The 22,215-nt window shown below is 43.8% G+C and carries 12 protein-coding genes; 7 read left to right on the top strand and 5 right to left on the bottom strand.

The genetic code is table 11. The features are described from left to right. Window positions 1-168 precede the first annotated feature (168 nt). The gene (locus tag MJ612_RS03385; protein ID WP_187029440.1) at window positions 169-1,707 is read right to left on the bottom strand and encodes a hypothetical protein; all 1,539 of its coding nucleotides are present in this window, start codon (window positions 1,705-1,707) and stop codon (window positions 169-171) included. A gap of 245 nt (window positions 1,708-1,952) precedes the next feature. Between MJ612_RS03385 and ggt the strand changes: the two genes are divergently transcribed. From ggt to MJ612_RS03415, 6 genes are all read left to right on the top strand, one after another. Further along, complete coding sequence (gene ggt, locus MJ612_RS03390) at window positions 1,953-3,683, top strand: gamma-glutamyltransferase (protein WP_187029442.1); 1,731 nt, start codon at window positions 1,953-1,955, stop codon at window positions 3,681-3,683. Between the two features lie 146 nt (window positions 3,684-3,829). After that, the gene (locus tag MJ612_RS03395; protein ID WP_187029444.1) at window positions 3,830-6,040 is read left to right on the top strand and encodes an acylase; all 2,211 of its coding nucleotides are present in this window, start codon (window positions 3,830-3,832) and stop codon (window positions 6,038-6,040) included. 621 nt (window positions 6,041-6,661) lie between these two features. Beyond that, window positions 6,662-8,797, top strand: coding sequence for an elongation factor G (locus MJ612_RS03400; protein WP_187029446.1), 2,136 nt, complete (start codon window positions 6,662-6,664; stop codon window positions 8,795-8,797). A 331-nt stretch (window positions 8,798-9,128) separates the two neighbouring features. Beyond that, window positions 9,129-10,040, top strand: coding sequence for a cyanophycinase (locus tag MJ612_RS03405; RefSeq protein ID WP_187029448.1), 912 nt, complete (start codon window positions 9,129-9,131; stop codon window positions 10,038-10,040). 278 nt (window positions 10,041-10,318) lie between these two features. After that, window positions 10,319-10,666: a hypothetical protein gene (locus MJ612_RS03410; RefSeq protein ID WP_187029450.1), complete on the top strand. Its 348-nt coding sequence runs from the start codon at window positions 10,319-10,321 to the stop codon at window positions 10,664-10,666. Window positions 10,667-11,232: 566 nt separating this feature from the next. Continuing rightward, window positions 11,233-16,650, top strand: coding sequence for a PAS domain-containing protein (locus MJ612_RS03415; RefSeq protein WP_187029452.1), 5,418 nt, complete (start codon window positions 11,233-11,235; stop codon window positions 16,648-16,650). A gap of 603 nt (window positions 16,651-17,253) precedes the next feature. Here MJ612_RS03415 and MJ612_RS03420 read toward each other — a convergent pair. Together MJ612_RS03420 and MJ612_RS03425 are read right to left on the bottom strand one after the other, a co-directional pair. Next, on the bottom strand, window positions 17,254-17,955 hold the full coding sequence (locus MJ612_RS03420; RefSeq protein WP_187029454.1) for an N-formylglutamate amidohydrolase: 702 nt from the start codon (window positions 17,953-17,955) through the stop codon (window positions 17,254-17,256). Window positions 17,956-17,985: 30 nt separating this feature from the next. After that, entirely contained in the window at window positions 17,986-18,891 is a 906-nt protein-coding gene (locus MJ612_RS03425) for a S66 peptidase family protein (RefSeq protein WP_187029456.1), read from the bottom strand. A 571-nt stretch (window positions 18,892-19,462) separates the two neighbouring features. On the opposite strand from MJ612_RS03425, the gene ypfJ reads away from it, so the two are divergent. Next, entirely contained in the window at window positions 19,463-20,365 is a 903-nt protein-coding gene (ypfJ, locus tag MJ612_RS03430) for a KPN_02809 family neutral zinc metallopeptidase (protein ID WP_187029458.1), read from the top strand. Between the two features lie 68 nt (window positions 20,366-20,433). Here the strand turns inward: ypfJ and MJ612_RS03435 are convergent, their stop codons facing one another. Continuing rightward, window positions 20,434-21,162 carry a LytR/AlgR family response regulator transcription factor gene (locus MJ612_RS03435; RefSeq protein WP_187029460.1) on the bottom strand — a complete coding sequence of 243 codons (729 nt, stop codon included), beginning with the start codon at window positions 21,160-21,162 and terminating at the stop codon, window positions 20,434-20,436. Continuing rightward, a complete protein-coding gene (locus tag MJ612_RS03440; protein ID WP_187029462.1) occupies window positions 21,131-22,168 on the bottom strand; it encodes a sensor histidine kinase in 1,038 nt (345 codons plus the stop codon). Before MJ612_RS03440 ends, MJ612_RS03435 begins: the two co-directional genes overlap by 32 nt. Window positions 22,169-22,215: the final 47 nt, after the last annotated feature.

Below are 22,215 nucleotides of genomic sequence, written 5' to 3' on the forward strand. Positions count from 1 at the left end.
ATAGTTCCTCTTAAACCTGAAGAACCATATTGTGGGGCAAAAATAGCTGAGTTAATCTTAATTCAATAGCAGATCCGAAAATAGAAGCGCTGAGAGGGGTGTTACTGATAATGGTTAAGTATAAAATGGAATTCAGCTTTGGTTATGCTTCAGCCAGAACTTTTAAATTTACTTCTTAATCTCGATATCCCGTATTTCTGTTTTGCTGCTCCTTTTATTTGTTCCGGATACATTCTTTAAACTATCCTGACCATCGTCGCCTTCAAATGAAATCTTTATACCCTTAAGCACCTGCTCCTGTAAGTTGAATACATCGTTTCCTGCACGTCCTTTTAGACTTACTTCATCTGTAACAAAAGAATTAAAAATACGACGGTAGGTAACTTTACCGTCTGATCTTCTGCGTACGATAACTTTTATCTCTTTATTATTCAGGCGCTCAACTTCAAATATATCATCTTTATCAGTACCCCTGATGGTTACTTCTTCTGCCAAGGCTTCATAAAATTCTCTGGCTGCTTTATCAAGGGTGTTTCTTCTGCTCTTTAACATTTCAGCCAGTTCTTTGCCTTCTAACTGGTATACACTGGCAGGTAACTGATGTACAGCTTTTTCTATTACTTCGTCGGTAATTTCATGTTGTAATACTTTAGCCAGCGAGTCGTATTGCAGGGCGGTTACCTGGTTCAGAGCACGGGCATCAATGTAAGCTGACTTAATCATGAGTGCTTTTACATCCCGGAAGTCACCGTAGAAGGTAACGAACTTGCGCTGCGCCCATTTGCGGCTAAGGATCCAGGAAAACAGCCCGTCATCAAAACGGAAAAACGCATTATCTCTGTCTTTGGGGATAGGACGGTAAATGTAGTTCTGGTTTTCTTTATACACTGCCCATTCCCATTGTTCCTCATGCCTGTCCCGGTCTCCGATCAGCAGATCCAGGAGCCTTGCCTTAGCGAAAGCGACCTGATCAATAAGGTGTTTATCTGAGTCAGCACAGTTTTCCAGCATTCTCTTTGTACTGACAATGTTTTCTGCGCTTTTTAAACTGCCAACCAATGCACGCCTATCATTAAATTTTTCCTCCAGCATATAAAGGTTGTCGCTAAGCAAGGTTTTGTGCTCACCTAGGGCCTCTTCATTTGGCCTGACATAAACCAGTTGTGGGTTAGGATGGGGGATACCTGCAGCCTCAGAAAGCGGTGCTACCACCAAAGCCGCATAAGGGTTTAACGCCGAAGTCTGGTCCCGTACCAGGTCTGAAACAAATAAATTCTGAAACGGGAAAGGCATTTTTACCTCAGGCCGCTTATCAACAGAACGCAACGAGTAAGTTCTGCCATTGCCACCTACAAGCGATGCACTTATAGTTTGCATCCCGCCCCCAATCTTCTCTACTTTCAGTCCGCCTTTTTCTTTATTTACCTCAAGCACCTTTACTTCTACAGGTGCAGCCCAGATATCCCGGTATCGCTTTCCCCAAAGTGCATTGTAAATAAAACCCCGCTCATAATGTCTTCCCGCCTGCACGGTTACACTGTCTACTTTACCTGGAGATTGTTGTAGTAACTGGTATGTAGTTGAATCAACTACCGGAGTATCAGCATAAAAGTTTTTACGGGCACAACCATAAGAATGCAGCAGGATAAGGAGCAGCAACAGTTTCTGTGGAATGGAGATATTGAATATAGTAAAGCGGTTGTACATGATGCACATAAACGCTTTTCTTTTAAAATGTTTTCAATTCGCAGGTACAACTGTTTGTAAACGCAAAAGAATCATATCATTTAAAGTATAGAATGATAGAAATAACCTGTATGCAGGTATAGTTATGCTTGGTCTCAGAGAAGGCATTTCTTTAGAATTAAAGCACCCTTTACCTGTAATGCTGTTGTTTAGCTAAATGATTTTGCGTAACCTGTACCATTAATCCGGGATAAACCAGAAAGCCTATGCATCAAAATCTTACGAAAGCAGCTTTATGTAAACTATGGCTGCTGTTTACTATCTGTCTCTTCCTTTTTAGCAATTGTGCTACCCATTCAGTTACAGATACCACTGCTCATGCACGAGGTTATATTGCAGACAAAGCCATGGTGGTATCAGCTCATCCGGAGGCCTCCCGCATAGGTATGGAAGTTATGAAAAGAGGAGGCAATGCTTATGATGCCACCGTTGCGACTCAGTTTGCGCTGGCTGTTGCTTTTCCGGTAGCAGGCAACATAGGTGGCGGCGGATTTACGATTTACCGAAGTGCAACAGGTGAGACAGGGGCATTGGATTACCGCGAAACTGCACCGTTGGCAGCATCAGAAACCATGTACCAGGATAGTGCAGGCAATGTAGTAACAGGTTTGAGTACAGATGGACACCTGGCGGCTGGTGTACCCGGAACTGTAGACGGCATGGTGAAGCTGCATCAGAAGCTAGGCTCACTGCCTTGGAACGAGCTCGTTCAGCCAGCCATTGACCTGGCGCGTAACGGAGTGGTGTTAACACCAAAAGAGGCCGACGGATTAAACAGAACACAGGAAGCTATACTTAAAAATAACAGGCATAAACCTTACCTGGTACGGCCACAAGCATGGAAAGCCGGCGATACACTACGCCATGAGGACCTTGCCCGTACATTAGAGCGTATCCGTGATAAAGGCCGAGATGGATTTTATGCGGGCGAAACTGCAGCATTGCTGGTAAAGGAAATGAAACGTGGAGGGGGCATCATTTCAAAACAGGACCTGGAAAACTATACTTCGGTTTGGCGGGAAGCGGTAGAAGGAAACTATAAAGATTACAAAGTGATCTCTATGCCGCCCCCATCCAGCGGGGGTATAGCTTTGTTGCAATTACTGACCATGGGAGAGCCTTATGATCTGCGAAAGAGTGGGTGGCAAAGCGCTGAAGAAGTACAGGTGATAACAGAAGCAGAACGCCGTGTTTATGCAGACCGTGCCACATACCTGGGTGATCCTGATTTTGTAGCTGTTCCGAAGAGGGAGTTACTGGATAAGAGTTACCTGACGATGCGCATGAGTACCATGCAACTGGATAAAGCTACGCCTTCATCTGAAGTAAAAGCTGGCCAGTTACCTGTTTACGAGTCTGAGCAGACTACCCACTTTAGTATCGTAGATCCTGCAGGTAATGCCGTTTCTACTACCACCACGCTTAACGGGGCTTATGGCTCAAAAGTAGTTGTGGAGGGTGCAGGCTTTATATTAAATAATGAGATGGATGACTTTAGTGTGAAGCCGGGCGTACCGAATATGTTTGGATTAGTAGGAGGCAAAGCCAACGCCATTGCACCAACTAAACGCATGTTAAGCTCTATGACACCAACTATACTTGAGAAGGATGGTAAACTGTTTATGGTAGTGGGTACGCCGGGTGGCTCTACTATTATTACCTCTGTTTTTCAGGCTATAGTTAATGTGCTGGAACATAACATGACCATGCAGCAGGCTGTATCTGCGCCGCGATTCCATCACCAGTGGTTACCCGATGTGATACAACATGAACCTGACGCTATTTCTACTGAGGTACGGGCTATACTTACAAACAAAGGATACAAGCTTGAACAACGTAGTCCTTATGGCAGAGTGGATGCCATATTGGTGCTGCCTAACGGGAAACTGGAAGCAGGTGCAGATCCACGGGGAGACGATGCCGCTTCAGGATTCTAAGATAACTCAAAACATGTATTTTTAATCCTGCTTTTACTTGAAGCTAAGTACTAACACGGATTGCTTTAATCAGTAACTATGATTTATGCATATTTTGGTTATTCTAATTAAATTGGAAGTTCATTTAATTCTTCTTTAATCAACCTATGAAATATTTTATAAAGAGTACGTTACCGGTGCTCCTTTTTATCACCTTCCTGTTCTCCTGCTCGGTAAACGAACAAACTGTTTCGAACACCGAGGTAAAGAAATGGGAAGAGCAGGCGGCGCGTGTTACCATTATCCGCGATGATTTTGGCGTGCCGCACGTGTACGGAAAATCTGATGCCGACGCTGTTTTCGGATTATTGTACGCCCAGTGCGAAGATGATTTTAACCGCGTAGAGCGCAATTACCTGTGGGCAATTGGTCGGCTGGCAGAGGTAGAAGGGGAGGAAATGCTGTACAGCGACCTGCGTGCAAAACTGTACATGAGCAAAGAGGAAGCTATCCAGAACTATGAAAAGAGCCCGGAATGGTTGAAGAAACTTTGCCAGGCTTATGCCGATGGTATTAACTATTACCTGCACACGCACCCCGAAGTAAAACCGAAGCTGCTGACGCGCTTCGAGCCCTGGATGCCGATGTACTTTACCGAAGGCTCTATTGGTGGCGATATCGAAAGTATATCCACTGAGAGGATAAAAGCATTTTATGAAAGTCAGAAGTCATTAGGCTACAACAGCTACGGAACCGGCCTGGTGCACCCGGCTATACTTGACGAGCCAAAGGGCTCTAACGGATTCTCTATCTCCGGAAAACACACGGCTTCGGGCAATGCCATGCTGCTCATAAATCCCCATACTTCCTTTTTCTTCCGTGGAGAAGTACATGCAGTAAGCGAAGAAGGATTAAATGCTTATGGCGCCGTTACCTGGGGGCAGTTCTTCGTGTACCAGGGCTTTAACGAAAAGCTTGGCTGGATGCATACTTCCGCTTACTCTGATGTGATCGATGAGTTCGAAGAAACTATAGTGAAGAAAGATGGGAAGCTGTTTTACAAGTATGACGATGAGCTTCGCCCGGTTACCACTTCTGAAGTAACCCTTTCTTACAAGACCGGAAACGAAGTAAAGCAGAAAACTTTTACAACCTACCGCACGCATCACGGACCGATCACGCACCAGAACGGCAACAAATGGGTAGCCACTGCCCTGATGTGGAAGCCAGTAGAAGCCCTGACGCAGTCTTACATCCGCACCAAACAGACCAACCTGCAGGAGTTTAACGAGATGATGAAAATGCGCACCAACTCCTCTAACGCCACTGTTTACGCTGATGCTGATGGTAACATTGCCTACTACCACGGCAACTTCTTCCCGCGTCGCGACACTTCTTTTGACTACTCAAAACCCGTAGATGGCAGTAACCCTAAAACCGACTGGAACGGTCTGCATACGTTGGAAGAAACTATACGCGTGATCAACCCGCCAAACGGCTGGATACAAAACTGTAATTCCACTCCGTTTACCAGTGCCGGAGAGTATAGCCCTAAGAAAGAAGATTACCCGGTTTACATGGCGCCGGCACCAGAGAATTTCCGTGGTGTGCACGCTATTCGCCTGCTCAAAAAAGCAGACAACCTGACGCTAGACAAACTGATTGAACTGGCCTACGACCCATACCTGCCGGGCTTTGAAGTGCTGATACCGGGACTTGTGAAAGCGTATGATAAGCAGAAGCCAAACGACCCGAAGCTGAAGGAAGCAATTGAGGTAATGCGAAAGTGGGATTATGCAGTGTCAAAAGAATCGGTGGCGATGTCGCTGGCTCATTTTTATGCGACCAATTTAACCAAAAATGGCAGTGCGCCTAAAAACATGGGCCTGATGGAGCGTTTCGATTACTACACAAACAAAGCACCAGAGCAGGAAAGTCTGGAAATTTTCAGCCAAACGATAGCGCAACTGGAAAAGGACTTTGGCAAGTGGAACACACCGTGGGGCGAGATAAACCGTTACCAGCGCCTTAACGGTGACATCAAGCAGGTGTTTGATGATAGCAAGCCAAGCCTGCCGATAGGTATGGCATCCGGAAACTGGGGTGCGTTGGCCTCTTATGGTTCTAACTCTTACAACACCAAGCGCCTTTACGGTACATCGGGCAACAGCTTTGTGGCCGTTGTAGAATTCGGCGATAAAGTAAAGGCAAAAAGCATGCTGGCTGGCGGTCAGAGCGGCGACCCGAACTCACCGCACTTCGACGACCAGGCTCAACGTTATGCCGACGTGAAGTTTAAAGATGTGGCTTTTTACCGCGAAGATGTTGAAAAGCGTGCAAAAGCAACGTACCACCCAGGCGAGGAAGTGAAAAAGTAAAGCATAGCCTGCTCTAAAAACAAAAGCCGCTCTGATACCCCTCAGGGCGGCTTTTGTTTTTAGATAGATGAGAATGTTAACTGACTTTTACCAGATAACTGACTAACACACATATTTATACTTGGAATAACCTTAGATAATTAGCTGCCGTTGAAAATTAATACTTTAGATTCTTTTATTGCCCATCAAATAACCTGTTCCTAATATCATGAAAAAGCATGTTATACTTTTATGCTTGCTTTTTTTTCTGGTGCTTTTCAGAAGCACAGGAACTGAAAACTGAAAATGTTATTTTGATCACTTTTGAAGTATCAATCAGGAGATTGATAGCTATTGAAACCTTACAAGTATAAAACAGCTACAAACAGCTTTCCAGGTCAAAAATAACCTACTGATCATCTGCACTATTTACTCTGATCTTTAGGCATATAAAAAGAACCTTCTAGTAATAGACTGAGAGTTTTGATATGACATACTTTTACTAGGATTTTATATAGATAAAAATAAACTTTTCTTGTTTATTTACTTATAAGGAAGAAGTAATCAACTTGTTGATTTGCTGGGTTTTGCCCGTCTAATATTTCTGATTTGATAAAAAGGTAATCATTTAATTCTTCCTGCATGAAAACCTACGACGAAAAACACATCAAAAACGTGGTGCTGATTGGCTCTGCGAAAAGCGGCAAGACTACCCTTGCCGAAACAATGCTCTATGAGGCAGGCATCATCCATCGGCGTGGCGCAGTAGAGGAGAACAGCACCATATCAGATTACCATGAGGTAGAGCACGAGCGCGGAAGCTCCGTTTATGCCACCTCGTTGCACACTGAGTGGCGCGATTACAAAATCAATATTATAGACACCCCGGGTCTGGACGATTTTATAGGCGAAGTTATTACTTCTATCAGGGTTTGTGATACTGCTGTACTTCTGCTAAATGCACAACAAGGCGTGGAGGTGGGTACCGAACTTCTCTGGAATTATGTAGACAAGTATAACAAGCCAACTATACTTGCCATTAATCAACTTGACTCAGATAAAGCACACTTTAACCAGACACTGGAAGCAGCTAAATCGTTTTTCGGGCATGCTGTTACCGTTATGCAATATCCGTTGCGTACGGGTTCAGGCCTTGACAGTATCATTGACCTGCTTAAAATGGTAATGTATAAGTTTCCTGCGGATGGTGGCAAACCAGAGAAACTGCCTATACCCGACAGCGAGACAGAACGAGCCAATTTGCTGCACAACGAATTAGTTGAAAAAGCGGCAGAGAATGACGAAAACCTGATGGAGCAGTATTTTGAAAAAGGCACGCTGGATGAAGATGAGATGCGTCAGGGGCTGAAAATAGGCATGATGAAACATCAGGTGTTTCCGGTCTTCTGCTTATCAGCAAAAAAAGATATGGGCTCTGGTCGCCTGATGGGCTTTATAGATAATGTAGCGCCTTCAGCTATCGAAGCGCCTCCGGAAGTAACTGAGGACGGGCAGGAGGTGCCTTGCGATCCTGCGGCTCCTACACGGCTCTTCTTTTTTAAGACACTGGTAGAGCCACGGCTGGGACGGTTGTCATTCTTTAAAGTAATGGCTGGTGAAGTGGCAGTAGGCATGGAGTTATTCAATGAAAAAACGAATACTATGGAGCGGATAGGCCAGTTATTTATTGCCGACGGAAAGAACCGTAATCCTGTTGAAAAATTGAAGGCTGGGGATATAGGGTGTACCTTAAAACTTAAAAATACGCTCACCAACCATACATTAAACAGCAAGGGTGCTACGGGTAGTATCCGGCCTGTTGTGTTCCCTGAGCCTAAAATGCGGGTGGCTGTTGCTGTAACCAACAAGCAGGACGAGGAAAAGCTCGGCGAGATATTAAATGAGGTTCATGTAGAAGATCCTACTATAGAAGTTACTTATGACAAAGAACTAAGACAACTTATACTTGCTACACAAGGTGAACTGCATTTAGCTATTACCAGATGGCGGCTTGAGAACCTGTATAAAATGTCAGTCGAGTTCCAGAAAGTAAAAATACCATATCGCGAAACTATACAGCGGGCTGCCACTTCTACTTATCGTCATAAAAAGCAGTCCGGTGGAGCAGGTCAGTTCGGGGAGGTATCGATGAAGGTGGAAGCTTATTACGAAGGAATGCCGCCACTGAAAGAATACCCTGTACGAGAAACTGAAACTATTGAATTACCCTGGGGCGGTAAACTAGTATTCAATAACTGCATTGTAGGAGGGGTTATAGATGCCCGTTTTCTGCCGTCTATACTTAAAGGCGTGATGGAAAAGATGGAACAGGGCCCCCTGACCGGATCTTATGTGCGAGATGTGCGGGTTAGTGTGTATGATGGTAAAATGCATCCTGTGGACAGTAACGATATCTCTTTTAAAATTGCGGGAATGATGGCTTTCAGGGATGCATTTATGCATGCGGAGCCACAACTGCTGGAGCCGGTATTTGAAGTGGAGGTGCTGGTGCCTGCTATTCTGATGGGAGATGTGATGACTGAGTTACAGATCAAAAGAGGGATGATCTTAAATATGGAGACAGAAAACGATAATCAGGTGATAAAGGCGCGTGTGCCACAGGCTGAACTGGATAAACTACAGGCTTCGCTGCGTAACCTGAGCCAGGGCAGAGCCATTATACGCAGCCATTTTGCAGACTATGCTCCGGTTTCTTCTGATTTGCAGAAACGTGTTAGCGAAGAATACAGCAAATCAGAGTTAGCTGCGGTGCATTAGGTAAGGTGTGTTCTTATTAATCTATCCTGTAAGGGTAATTAAGTAAACAAAGCCTGCTGTAATAGCAGGCTTTGTTTTATGTTTCCAGTAATCAGAAGTATGGAGTTACAGAACTTTTAACAAGGAATTTAAAGTAATTCATTACCCAACCTGTAAAGTATAAAATTCAAATTCCCACATCGTTTAGGTTATCTGCCCACTAACAAAACCTGTTACAAATCGTGTGCAGCTGTCTATAATTACCAGGTGTTGCTACAACTCAAACCTCTGTAGCGACAGGTAGTATAAGGTATATTGCTGACAAGCAGCACCCTAAACCACAGCAGGAAGTATGGCAACACAACATAAATCTCCGAAAAAGAAGACAAATAGTCTGGGCTTACCCATACCCCAGGGCATATTGCTGGCTATAGGCGGAAAAGAAAGCAAGAGTGAAGAAAAGCGTCCTGAGTCACAGGAGGAAAACTCCAGCTTTATCAGCGAGCAGATACTAAAGCGCTTTGTAGAAGAACTCAAAGGAAGTAATCCGCTGGTGGTGGTGGTGCCGGCCGCCTCCAGCGATCCTGTACCGGCAGCACAGGACTATGTAAAGTTATTCCAAAGCCTGGGAGTCAGTAACGTGAAAGTAGTGGATATAGAAACCCGCCAGGATGCCAAAGACCCGGAGAACATAAAACTGGTCGATAAAGCTGCCGGCATTATGTTTACCGGCGGAGACCAGCTACGGCTTACTTCTATACTGGGCGGAAGCCCTTTCCTGGAGCGCATCAAACAACGCTACACCAAAGAACGGATAGTGGTAGCCGGTACCAGTGCGGGAGCTTCGGCCATGTCTACCAACATGATCTACAAAGGAGAAGCACAAGGAGGCATGTTGAAAGACGAGGTAAGCTCCACCGCCGGGCTGGAACTGCTCAAGAACGTAGCCATTGATACCCACTTCATCGACCGGGGCCGCATCATCCGTATGGCGCAGGTGGTGGCGCAGAACCCGGCCTGCATCGGCATTGGCCTGGAAGAAGACACGGCTATACTGGTAAAAAACGGAAGAGAAATAGAAGTGGTAGGCAGCGGACTGGTCACTATTCTCGATGGCATGGACATCAGCAAGACCGATATCTACGACATAAAACCAGGCGATCCGTTTTCCATTTTTGACCTGAAGATGCACCTGCTGGGCAATGGTAAAACTTACACTATTCCTGCCTTTAACGAGGATAAAAGCGACGGAAAAGACCTGTAATAATGTCGCAGATAATAGCATGTGGTAGCAGAAAAGCTCCAAAGTGTCTGATGCTTTTCTGCCTGCTGCTTATACTTTTAAGAGCAACCCTGTAGTTATTGCTGGCTTTAAGTATTTGTTGGTAAATAGCTGAATTTGTTACTAAAAATAGTGCTGCGTTGTCACAGATTGCACAGCATCAAAGTATAAAAGTTTGTACATACACCGGTTGTTAGCGGCAAGAACCTGGGTTTGGAGGTTCCGGTACTACAGTCTTATTACTATATCTACTACATAAATTGAATAACATTAATCTTAAAACTGGATACCTGGTAGCTGCTTTCCCAAATTTTGAGTCAGCGTATGCAGCAACGGGAAAGTATTCAGAGGATGGATACCGGATTGTGTATCTTAATGAAGTTGCCTGTATTCGAGATCGGGAAGTGGAGAGTTTTGTTTTAAAGCATCCTACACAGCAAGTATGCCTTTATCATAATTATCGTTTAGCGAAGCCCAGAAAACAAAAGCAAAGTGCTACAGAGAGTCTCCGATCTGCTTTAAAAGTTTTGGAGAAGAAAAATAAACAGCGGGCTAAATTTGTTATGATTGTTTCCCAAAAATCGACCACGGCAAAAGCAGCGCTGTAATCACTAAGTAATTCAGAATTACCCAAGACTGTAAAAAATGGTCTTTAATTTTAACTAAGTATGTTTTCTCTTAATGTGTACAAAGCTTCCTAATAGGAGGGGGCTGTTCCTGGCAGCTTTTTGTTTCTTATACTTCAAGAGTTAAAACTGCTTATACTTTGTTCAGCTGTCATCAGGATTTATCAGGTCACTATCTATTAATAGACTTTTACTGGTTGGTTAATAAACTGGATCACACAACTGCTAATGCATAAGTAATTGTAGGGAATAAAAGTATAACTGAAATTTAGCACTACCTCAAATAGGATACTTTTATACTTTGTTAGAGAAGTATGCAACTAACAAACTATACTACTTCGTAATGGCTTGCAGAAGAGCCAGTTTCTGCAGGTTCTGGTTTGATGCGTTAATCTTCTTTATAGCTTACCAGGGTATAGAACTATAAATCATAGTGCGCTCTTACAGCGTGCTTCAATAATAGTTTTGTATCGTAGATTTTATCACACAGCCTTTTGCGTCCTATTAATTATTAGCCCGCAATTGAGATAGTTGTCATAATTGTTAAAATGAATCATACTCCAGATATATTCCGCCTTGTAATTGAAAAGTCTCAGGACGCAATATCACAGTGGAATAGAGAGTTTAAGCTCATTTTCGCAAATCAATCCTTTACCGAAAGTATAGGGATCACGGAAGATTTGCTGTTAGGTAAAACAATACTGGAGCTCAGCCAGCCTGAAATACCCACCCCCTGTACGAAAAAGCTAAAAGCAGTTTTTGAAACGGCCCAACCCCTTACGTATGAATTCGACTTTGCTACAAAAGCAGGAGATCTTATTTTTCAGTCTCAGCTGCTTCCTGAGCTGGCCGCAGATGGTACAGTGCAAAGCGTTCTGGTAATTAACCGGGATATTACGCTCCAGAGAAAAAGTGAACAAGCTCTAAAAAAATGTGAGGAAAACAGTCAGAGGTTATCTGAACTGGTAGAAAACATTCCCGACCCTTATCTCATTCTATATCCTGATGATACTATCTGCCAGGTAAGTGATGCCTACCTACAAGCTACGCTTACAAAGCGAAAGAGCATTATTGGCAAGAACCTATTTGATGTATTTCCCGACAACCCCGCTGCACCTGGTGCCAATGCTGTTAGAAATCTTCGTGCTTCTTTAGACCGGGTAAGGCAGACTAATAAGCCCCACCGCATGGCTATTCAGCAATACGATGTACCCCAGTCTGCTGAACTGGGTGGTGGTTTTGTAGTAAAATACTGGCTGCCGCTGAACACGCCCGTGCTCGATGAACAGGGCCAGCTACAGTACATCATCCATAAGGTAGAAGATGTAACAGAAAAGATTTTAACAGAAAATAAACTGGCTCGGGAGTTTCGCCACCTGAAGGATGCACAGACAATGGGGCAAATAGGCAGCTTTGAGCATTTATTGACTGAAAATATCATTACCTGCTCTAAGGAATGGTATCGCATTCATGGTCTGGAGTCACAGTCTGAGGTTGTCACCCTGGACAGGATGTACTCTTTCTTCCATCCGGAGGACTGGCAGGAATCTCGGGAGGCCATACACCATACCCTTACCACAGGAGATCACCTGCACCTGATCCACCGGATTGTACGGGCAGATGGCACCGTGCGGTTCGTACAGCGAAAGGCAGAGATATTGAATAATGAGCAGGGAACGCCTTACAAGGTCTATGGCACCATACAGGATATTACAGAACATGTAGAGGCCCAGAAAAAGGTAGAAGAACGGGAAGCCCTGTTACGGGCAACCGAAGAGGTGGCACAACTGGGTAGCTACGAACTGAACGTCGCCACCATGTCCTTCCGTTTTTCCGATGGCATGTACCGGCTGTTTGGCGAAGAGCCGCACACCTTTGTGCCGACATTAGCATTTCTTGACGAGCATACCCACCCCGATGATGTGCTGTTGGTAAAAGCTATACTTGATAAGGCCATACAGGATAAATCCACATACTACTACAACCGCCGCATTTGCCGCGCAGATGGTGAATGGAGAACACTGGAAGCCCGGGGAAGAGTAGAGTGTAACAATGCTGGTGAGGCGATAAAACTGATCGGGCTGGTGCAGGATGTAACAGACCGTAATAAAGCAGAGCAGGAATTAAAGCAGAGCCGTAAGTTGCTGCAAACCACCATCGACAGCTCCCTCGACATGATCCAGGTGTTTGAAGCAGTTCGGAATGAGAATGGTGAGATCATCGACTTTAAATGGATCTTAAATAACCATACTTCCGAAAAGATCTATGGCGATGTGCTCGGAAAAAACCTGCTGGAGTATAACCCGGGCGTGGTGGAGACAGGCATATTTGATACTTTTAAACAGGTAGTGGAAACCGGCATCCCTGACCAGAGCGAGCGGCATTATGTGCACGAACAATTTGATGGCTGGTTCTTTCAGTCAACAGTAAAGATGTATGACGGTGTTGCCACAACCACAAGAGATATAACCGAGCACAAAAGAGCCGAGCAAGAGCTTGAGGAAAGTAGAGCATTGTTTCAGTCTGTACTGAACAATACAGCAAGCAGTATCATGCTCCTGAAACCGGTACGGAATTCAGAAAATGCCATAATAGATTTTCAATACACATACACAAACGAGCAAACCTTAAAATCTGTAAACCGCAGTTCACTTACCGGCAAATTTTTCACAGAGGAATTTCCTGAAGCGCAAAACTCTGACCTTTTTCAATACTATGCCCGGGTGATTGAAACTGGCGAAGAGTTCCATGATCAGGTAGATTTATCCTCCTTCGGCTTTCCGGTGTGGGCCCAGGTATTTGCTCAAAAACTGAACGATGTGTTGCTGGTGACTTATTTTGACATAACCGAACGCAAAAATGCAGAGCAGGAGCTTATTAGCACAAAAGAATTCCTGCAGGTTACCCTTGACACAACCTTGCAGGTGGTACAGGCATTTGAGGCGGTTAGGGACGAAGAAGGTAAGATCATTGACTTTGTCTGGATATATACTAATCAAAGGTGGAAGGAGCAGCATGGAGTCGAAATGGTTGGCAAGCGGATGTTGCAGGAGAACCCAGGTGTCATCGAAAGCGGCTTGTTCGAAAAGTTTATCCAGGTGACGGAAACAGGTGTGCCTTTGGACCATGAACAGCATTATGCTTTCGAACAATTCGACGGCTGGTTCTTTCAAACTCTTGCCAAACTGGGCGATGGCTTTGTAATGACTACAGTTGATATAACCGAGCGCAAAAGAACCGAGCAGGAAATTCTTTTCCTTAAAGACGAGATAGCACAAAGATTCACTGATAAGTACTACTCAATTTTCAATGCCATTGATGAAGGCTTTTGTATTTATGAACTGGTGTACGACGATAAGGGGGAGCCGGTAGACCTCCGCTGGGTGGAAGTAAACCCTGCCTACGAAAAGCAAACGGGATTAAAAGACGTAGTAGGCATGTTGCACAGTGAGCTTTCATTGGCCACAGAAAAATATTGGCTTGAAATCTACGACAAGGTAGCTAAAACAGGAGAATCTACATATTTTGAAAACTGGCACGAACCCACCCAACGTTGGTATTATGTTTTTGCTTCCCAGATTGGCGGAGAGGGTAGCCGGCAGGTAGCGGTTGTCTTCGAGGACATCACCGAACGCAAACAACGGGAGCAACAGCAGGAATATTTGTTCAGAATAAATGATACCCTTCGCTCCAGGGGCACCTCCATCGAAATAGAAGAAACCATTACCGCCTTGGCGATGGAGCACTTCGGTGTTGACCGGTGTTATTACTGCACCATTGAAGGCGACAGTTCCATCATTAGGCGCGATGCCCGCAGGGTAGGGCTGCAGTCCGCTGCCGGAAACTACCCTCTGAGCTCCTTTGCCCTGTTTAAAAAAGTGATTGACGGCGGTGCTCCTGTTATAGTGAACGACGCCCATTCCACCCATCTGCTCGACGAGTCCTTGCGCGACCTGTGCCTTCAGTTGCAGGTGGTCTCCTTTGTGGATGTGCCGGTGATCAAAAACGGGAAAGTGGCCGGTATCCTTTGTCTGGTGCAATCGACCCCACGGGTTTGGACAGAGGTGGACGTGCAATTGGCAGTGGAAACCGCCGAACGCACCTGGGCAGCGGTAGAAAGGGCAAGAACAGAAGAAGCTTTGCGTGAGAGCGAAGAAAAGTACCGCACTCTGTTCGACTCCATGGACGAAGGCTACTGCATCATTCAGATGTTGTATGATGAAGTCGGCAAAGCTATAGACTTCCGTTACTTGCAGGTAAATCAGGCCTTTGAACGCAACAACGGCTTACAGAATGCAGAAGGTAAAACCATCCGTGAACTGGCCCCAGACATAGAGCCGAAGTGGATAAACATTTACAACCAGGTTGCTCAATCAGGTATTCCACGCCGATTCGAGGAAGATTCTGAAGCTCTCCAACGTGTTTTCTCACTTTATGCTTTCCGTATCGGAGATCCTGCCGAACACAAAGTTGCTGTTATTTTCTCTGATATCACCGAGCACAAAAAAGGGCAACAAGCATTACGCCAGTCAGAAGAGCAATTCAGGTTATTTGTTACTGCAAGTTCCGATATCATCTATAAAATGAATGCGGACTTGAGCCGTATGCACGAACTGACTGATAAAAACTTTCTGCCTGATACCGAAGAATCCGGTGATTCCTGGGTTGATATGTACATCCCTTCAGAGGACAGGCCATTAGTTGCTGCAGCAATACAGGAAGCCATCCGGACAAAGAGCATCTTTGAACTGGAGCATAGAATAATCAAATCAGATGACACTATTGCCTGGATATCATCCCGCGCTATACCGGTCACAGATTGCCTAGGAAATATTATAGAGTGGTTCGGAACAGCTAGTGACATTTCCTTGCGCAAACAGGCCGAACAACAACTTCATAACCTGAATGTAACGTTGGAGCAACAGGTAACCGAGCGCACACATGAGCTTCATGAAAGCAAACAGCTGCTTCAAACTGTTTTTGATACAACGCTGATAGAAATGTCTATCCTGAAGGCAGTACGGGATGAACAGAGCAATATCCTTGACTTCAGGATTGAGCTGGTTAATAAAGAGCTTGAAAAGGAAACAGGACGTAAGGATCTGGTTGGTAAGCTTTACGCCGAAGAATACCCAAGTATAAAAACTACTGGCCTGTTTGATATAATGCTGCAGGTTATGGAGACAGGTCAACCAAAAGGAACGGAATATTATTTCCCCTATGATGGCTTTAACAAGTGGTTCTCCTGCATGTTTGTACGGTTAAAGGATGGGCTGATAGCAACCAACCTGGACATTACAGAGCGAAAAAATGCAGAACTAAAACACCTGAATTCAAAGTTACAGCAGCAAAAAGAGCTGCTTATAGCCATACTGGAAGCTCAGGAAGAAGAACGCAGTCGTATTTCAGAGTCTTTACATAATGGTGTCGCACAAATACTGTATGCTACAAAATTGCATGTAGAAGATTTGGTTAAGGAAGTGCCGGGAGAGTATGTGCAAAAACTGAATAAGCTGCTGCTAAATGCTATAAGTGAGATCAGGAGGGTTTCGCATGAATTGGTGCCTTTAATTCTGAAAGACTTTGGCCTGAAGAGAGCAATAATGGATATGTGTGGGAGCCTTAAAAACAAGAGCCTGCAATTAGAGTGTGAAATAGAAAACTTTGAAACAGCATTAGATACATATTATGAACTGGTGCTGTACCGCATTAGCCAGGAATTAATCAACAACATCCTGAAGCATTCTAAGGCTACTGAAGCTAAAATTCTGCTTTACCAGGAGGAAGATCTGGTTTATTTAAAAGTGAGGGATAACGGTATTGGTATGAAAGCAGCGGTAACAGAACATAAAGGAATAGGGCTGCGCAGCATTAGAGACAGGGTTAAATTGTTAAATGGTACCTTTGAAATTTCAGTACCTTCATCAGGTAAGGGTACACAGGTCATCATCTCTATACCTATATAAAGCAGGCACTACACAAATAAAAGGATCAGTTATACTTTATTATTTTTAAAGTATAACTGATCCTTTTAAACAATTCCAGGGTCTTAATAAAAAGGGACTTCTTTATACTTAAGCCATTAACTGCACCTCACAAGACGCGCTGACCTAAACGTGATGTAATAACCATGCGTTAAGAATACCTGCCTATACTTTACAAGATAACATCAGCCAGCGTTGCAGATATACGAAGCCAGTATACCGCATATAAATACTTTAAAGCCAAGTTGCCGCTAAGGCCTGACGACGATCAGGCGCCAGCTAATAATACCCTGACTTGTATGGCAATTGAGCTGAAATTGGAAAACTGCAGAACGCAAAACTAACTATAACCTATATTTCAGGATTAAGCTGGCTTTTACTTTTATTAAAAACTAAATTGATAAGTAAAGGCATACGGCCATTATTCTGAGGTTTACAAACTATGCACTTATTAACCAGCATGAAATGTATTAAACGCCCCTCTACCTATGCTTGTATTTTTAGAACTAGCCTGGTAAGTAACAAAAGAGCTTTAAAACTACTTCATGATCGGCAAGAGATTAAAAATTATATACTTTTATCAACTCAGTTGATTGCTTTTTTGAAAGCAGTGGAAACTACATTTTTTAGCTTTTCCCAAACCTCAGTATTACCACTTAGATAGAATCTTTGGTTGACTTCCAATTCGAAACCAGAATAAAATTCATCCGGAAATATTTTCCGGAGGTGGGCTGGCAAACCATCTGTCGTTCCTGGGTAAGGTGAATTGTATAAAACTTTCAGGTTATGGTTTTGATATAAAAGTTCTGTCTTCAGTTTTTTAGCAAGCTTCTTTTCAGTTGTACGTTCCGGATCAAATAAGATTCCAATATCGGCCTTGCGCACTTCTCCATCCATAGCAGGAGTAAAGGAATGGACAGCCACATGTACTACGCGGTTTCCAACAGCTATTTCCTTTCCAACTGCTTCCTCTATTTGCTGCCTGTGCGGAAAATAATAACTATCCAGTATATGTTTTTTCTCTTCTGATGGTAAGCTTTTGGTATACTTTGAAAATAGCTCTTCATTTTCCAGAGACCGGTTTGCCTCTACAAGGAGCCTGGTAGTGCTGGGGTAATATAAAGCAAGCTCCAATTCAGCTGCTAAATGTTCTGCTAATTGCAATGCTCCAAAGTCTATTGCTTTGTGAGTGTAAAGCACTTCTTCTTTACCTTTAAACAGGTGTTCATAGCTGCTAGGAACTTCGTTTCCTGCATGTTCACAGGAAAGTATAAAGGTTACAGGCATAGTATTCAGCCAATGTTTAAGGAATTATACTTAGATATCAAAACGAACAGTAGTACCCTTAGCAGTAACAGCCATATGTACAGGTGCCCCAAAAATCATGGCTTTGTTTACGCCACTGTGACCAGCCGGAAAACCAAAACAAACCGGAAAGTCATACTCTTTTACTGCATCCAGGATTATCTCTTCAGGTGTCTTTCCAAAAGGCGGATCATCTTCTTGTATATCAGTTAACTGACCTACCAGTAAACCCCTGACGTAATCAAACTTGCCGGCACTCTTTAGAGAGGTAAGATAGCTATCCAGTCTGTAGTATTTTTCGCCGACTTCCTCCATAAAAAGAATTTTGCCGTTTGTGTTAGCTTCAGATTTAGTCCCTTTGGCATTACATAAAATACTGATTGTTCCACCTACCAACATGGCATCACCTTTACCTTCCCGGTTGAGCGGGTGCGGCTTTACCTGGTAGCTAAGTGGCTCCCCGAATAATGCCTTTCGCAGAGACTCCCAAGAACCTGATTTATACCCGCCTTTGAGATCTACGGCCATGGTAGCGTGTATGGTGGCAGTGCTTAACATGCCTTGCACATGACAATGCAAAAAAGTTGTATCACTGTAACCAACGAGCCACTTTGGTTTAGATTTAAACTTGTTAAAATCAACCTGATCTATCACTCTGGCTATTCCATAGCCACCCATCGTTTCAAGTACAGCTTTGATTTCATCATCATCTAACATCTGCTGCAAATCGCTTGCACGAAGTTTGTCAGATCCTGCAAAGCTTCCTTTACGTGGGCCAATGGATTTGCCTAATACAGGTACCAGTTTCCACCCTTCCAGAATATTGACTAGCTGGTCTATATATTCTTTCTCTGTGAAATTACTGGTGCTGATTATTCCGACCTTATCTCCAGCTTTTAAGAATGGTGGTAAAATCATACAATTTTTTTTTACCCGTTACGGCTGGTATATGAAGTAGTTTATTTAGGGAATTAAATCAGGTAGTTTTTTCAGGGAAGTACGTATTAATACAGTAAGTAGTAGCTACTATCTTCACTTGTTATTTCAGTAAGAGTGTCAGTTAATTACTGGTAGCACTATTTAAAAGATGATCACATCTATACTGTCGTTTACCCTATAGCTTACAATAATAGATCAGTGGGCTTAGATTATACTTCTTAAGCAACTATGTCTCACTGGTTTGGTAAGGTTCTATATTTCTGATCAAAGAGGATAATTATCTAACTAAAGAAGCAGTGCTATTTAATGTAGAGTGGCTTCTATACTTTAGTAGAGCAAAGACTGGAATTATCAATCTATTTCATAAAGATTTGACTGCTCTATGGTTTTAAAGTAAGTAGATGAGTAGTACGAGCATCAATCTGATGAATTAAGAGCATCCAAGTAAAGCTTCCTGCCGTTATACTGTTCGGATATAGTTATAGACTTGCAGTGACAGGGTGGAACACAAGTAGATCTACCAGCATTCACTGCATTAAAAAAGATTATTATGAAATGGCAAGGCAGAAGAAAAAGCAGCAATATAGAAGACCGTAGAGGCCAATCAGCAGGTGGTTTCGGGGGAGGTGGCAGAGGCATCAGTCCTATGTTGCTTATACCTTTATTCCGGCTCCTCTTCTCGAAAGTGGGGTTGATTATTGTGGCGGTGCTGGTGCTGCTGATGTTTTTAACAGGAACAAACCCTATAGCACTTCTGCAGCAGTTTGTGGGTGGAGAACCACAGTATGCCCAGTCAACGACTTACCAGCCAAGCCCGGAAGAGCAGGCGCTGGCCGATCAGACAGCCGTTGTGCTGGCAGATACCGAAGATGTCTGGAACAAGCTATTACAAGGGTACAGAGAACCTACCCTGGTGCTGTTTTCAGAACAGGTAAACTCTGCCTGTGGGCTTGCTTCTTCAGCCACAGGACCATTTTACTGCCCCGGAGATGAAAAATTGTATATCGATCTTAGCTTTTTTGGAGAAATGGAAAGCAAGTTGGGTGCTGAAGGAGACTTTGCGCAAGCCTATGTGGTTGGTCACGAAGTAGGTCACCATATTCAGAATCTTACAGGTACAATGGAAAAGGTAAATGCCATGCGGGGCCAGCTATCAGAAGTTGAATTTAACAAACTTATGGTAAGAGTAGAACTACAGGCTGATTTCTATGCAGGTGTGTGGGCGCATCATACCCAACGTTCAACAGGATTCTTGGAGCCCGGCGACCTCGAAGAAGCGCTGAATGCAGCAAGTGCCATCGGCGATGACCGTCTACAAAAGCAAGCCACAGGAAGAGTGGTGCCAGATTCTTTCACTCACGGCACTTCGGCCCAACGGGTACGCTGGTTCAGAAAAGGCTTCGAGACAGGTGATGTGAATCAGGGAGATACCTTTAATGCCACGCAGCTATAGTTTAGCATCAGTAACGAGAAAATAAGTTTGGCTATTTAGGAGAAGAAAGGATATGAGTAGTTTGTTTATTATGTCAATCCTCTCAATTTCTTGTAAAAACTCTCACTGTAGCTGTCACTAATCGGTATAACTTGTTCTGCAATCCAGATCCTGTTCTTTTCAATGTGATCTATTTTATCAATTGCAACCATAAAAGACCTGTGCACGCGGGCAAAGTCCTGGGCAGGTAACAGTTCTTCCAATTTAGCAAAACTCAGCAGGGTCATGATCTTTTCTTTAGAAGTATGAATACGCAGGTAGTCTTTCATGCCCTCTACAAAAAGTATATCGCGCGTCGCAATTTTCTGGATACGATGGCCAACCTTCAGAAAGATATACTCCTGTTCATGCTTTGACTCTGCTTTTATTTCCTTCACCTCAGGTTGCTGTTTGAAGCTTGCTTCCTGATACAAGCGCAATACACCTTTATAGAAACGTTCGAACGAAAAAGGCTTTACCAAATAATCTTTCACTTCCAGCTCAAAAGCTTTCAGAGCATACTGATCATAAGCAGTCGTCAGGATGATCATGGGCTTAGGGTTCAGCATTGGGATGAAACTGAGTCCATCCAGGTCAGGCATGTTAATGTCCAGGAAAAGCAGGTCGGGCTTATCTTCGTCCAGTTGGGCAGCTGCTTCCAAGGGACTCATAAAGGTGCCTTTCAGCTCCAGGAATGGAACTTTCGCTATATACTCTTCCAGAATTTCCTGGGCCAGATGCTCGTCATCAATTATAAAGCAGGTGAGCTTCTCTTTCATGAACCTGTGAATGAAGACCGTGAATCTTTAAAGTAACTATAAACATTTCTCCCGAGTTACAGATCTCCAGGTTATGCTGACCCGGATATAACAAAGCCAGCCTTTTACGAACATTTGGCAGACCAATACCACCCGGTTCTTCCAAAGCGGTGCCCGCCTTGTTTCCGATTGGGTTCTGAATACGGAAGGTAAGGGTATTTTCCTTTATCTCTACACTCACTTTTATAGCACCTGGTTCCAGTCGTGCAGGGCTGTGTTTGTAGGCATTCTCCATGAGGTGTATGAACAGCAAAGGGGCAACGTGACAGGACTCTGTATCTCCTTCTATTTCCAAGCCTACCACCGGACTGTTTTTATAACGGAGCTGCTGCAAACTCACATAATCCTGTAGGTAGTTCATTTCCCTTGAGAGCGGAACCGTTAGAGAATTAGATTCATAGATCATGTAGCGCATTAACGAAGACAAACGAAGGACTGCTTCCGGAGCAGTAGCAGCTTGTTTGTAAACTAAAGTATGGATGTTATTGAGGGTATTGAATAAGAAGTGCGGATTGATCTGTGACTTTAAATAATATAGTTCAGCCTCTACAGCTTGTTTCTCCAGTTGTTCTTTCCTGATCGTATTGAGCACCAGATTCTCTGTGATTCTGGCCAGCCAGCTAAGAAAGATAAAGGGAACTACAATTGAGATCAGAGAAATAGGATAGTACTCCAATAAAAGGTCGAAAGTATCCAGCCTTCTGGGATGTAAAAGGATGTATAGAACAGGACCAGTCAGCATAATTCCTGCCAGCCTGAGGAAATAAGCACCCTTTTTTCTTTTGCCTAAATAGCGGGTCAGGAGAAAGAAATGGCTGTAAAAAACATACAAAGTTGTCAGGATAACTGCGAAAGTTAAGGTAAGCCAATAGGTAGTATCCTGACTTAGTTGTAAAGCTATCAGCAGGCTAAACAGGATCCAGAGACCAATGTGGATCAGCGTGAATACCTTTTTAATTCGATTCATAAGACAAATATATTTTTTCCTGCCACTCCATTACTACCTACTCGGCA

The sequence above is a fragment of the Pontibacter deserti genome (assembly GCF_023630255.1).
GTDB lineage: Bacteria > Bacteroidota > Bacteroidia > Cytophagales > Hymenobacteraceae > Pontibacter > Pontibacter deserti.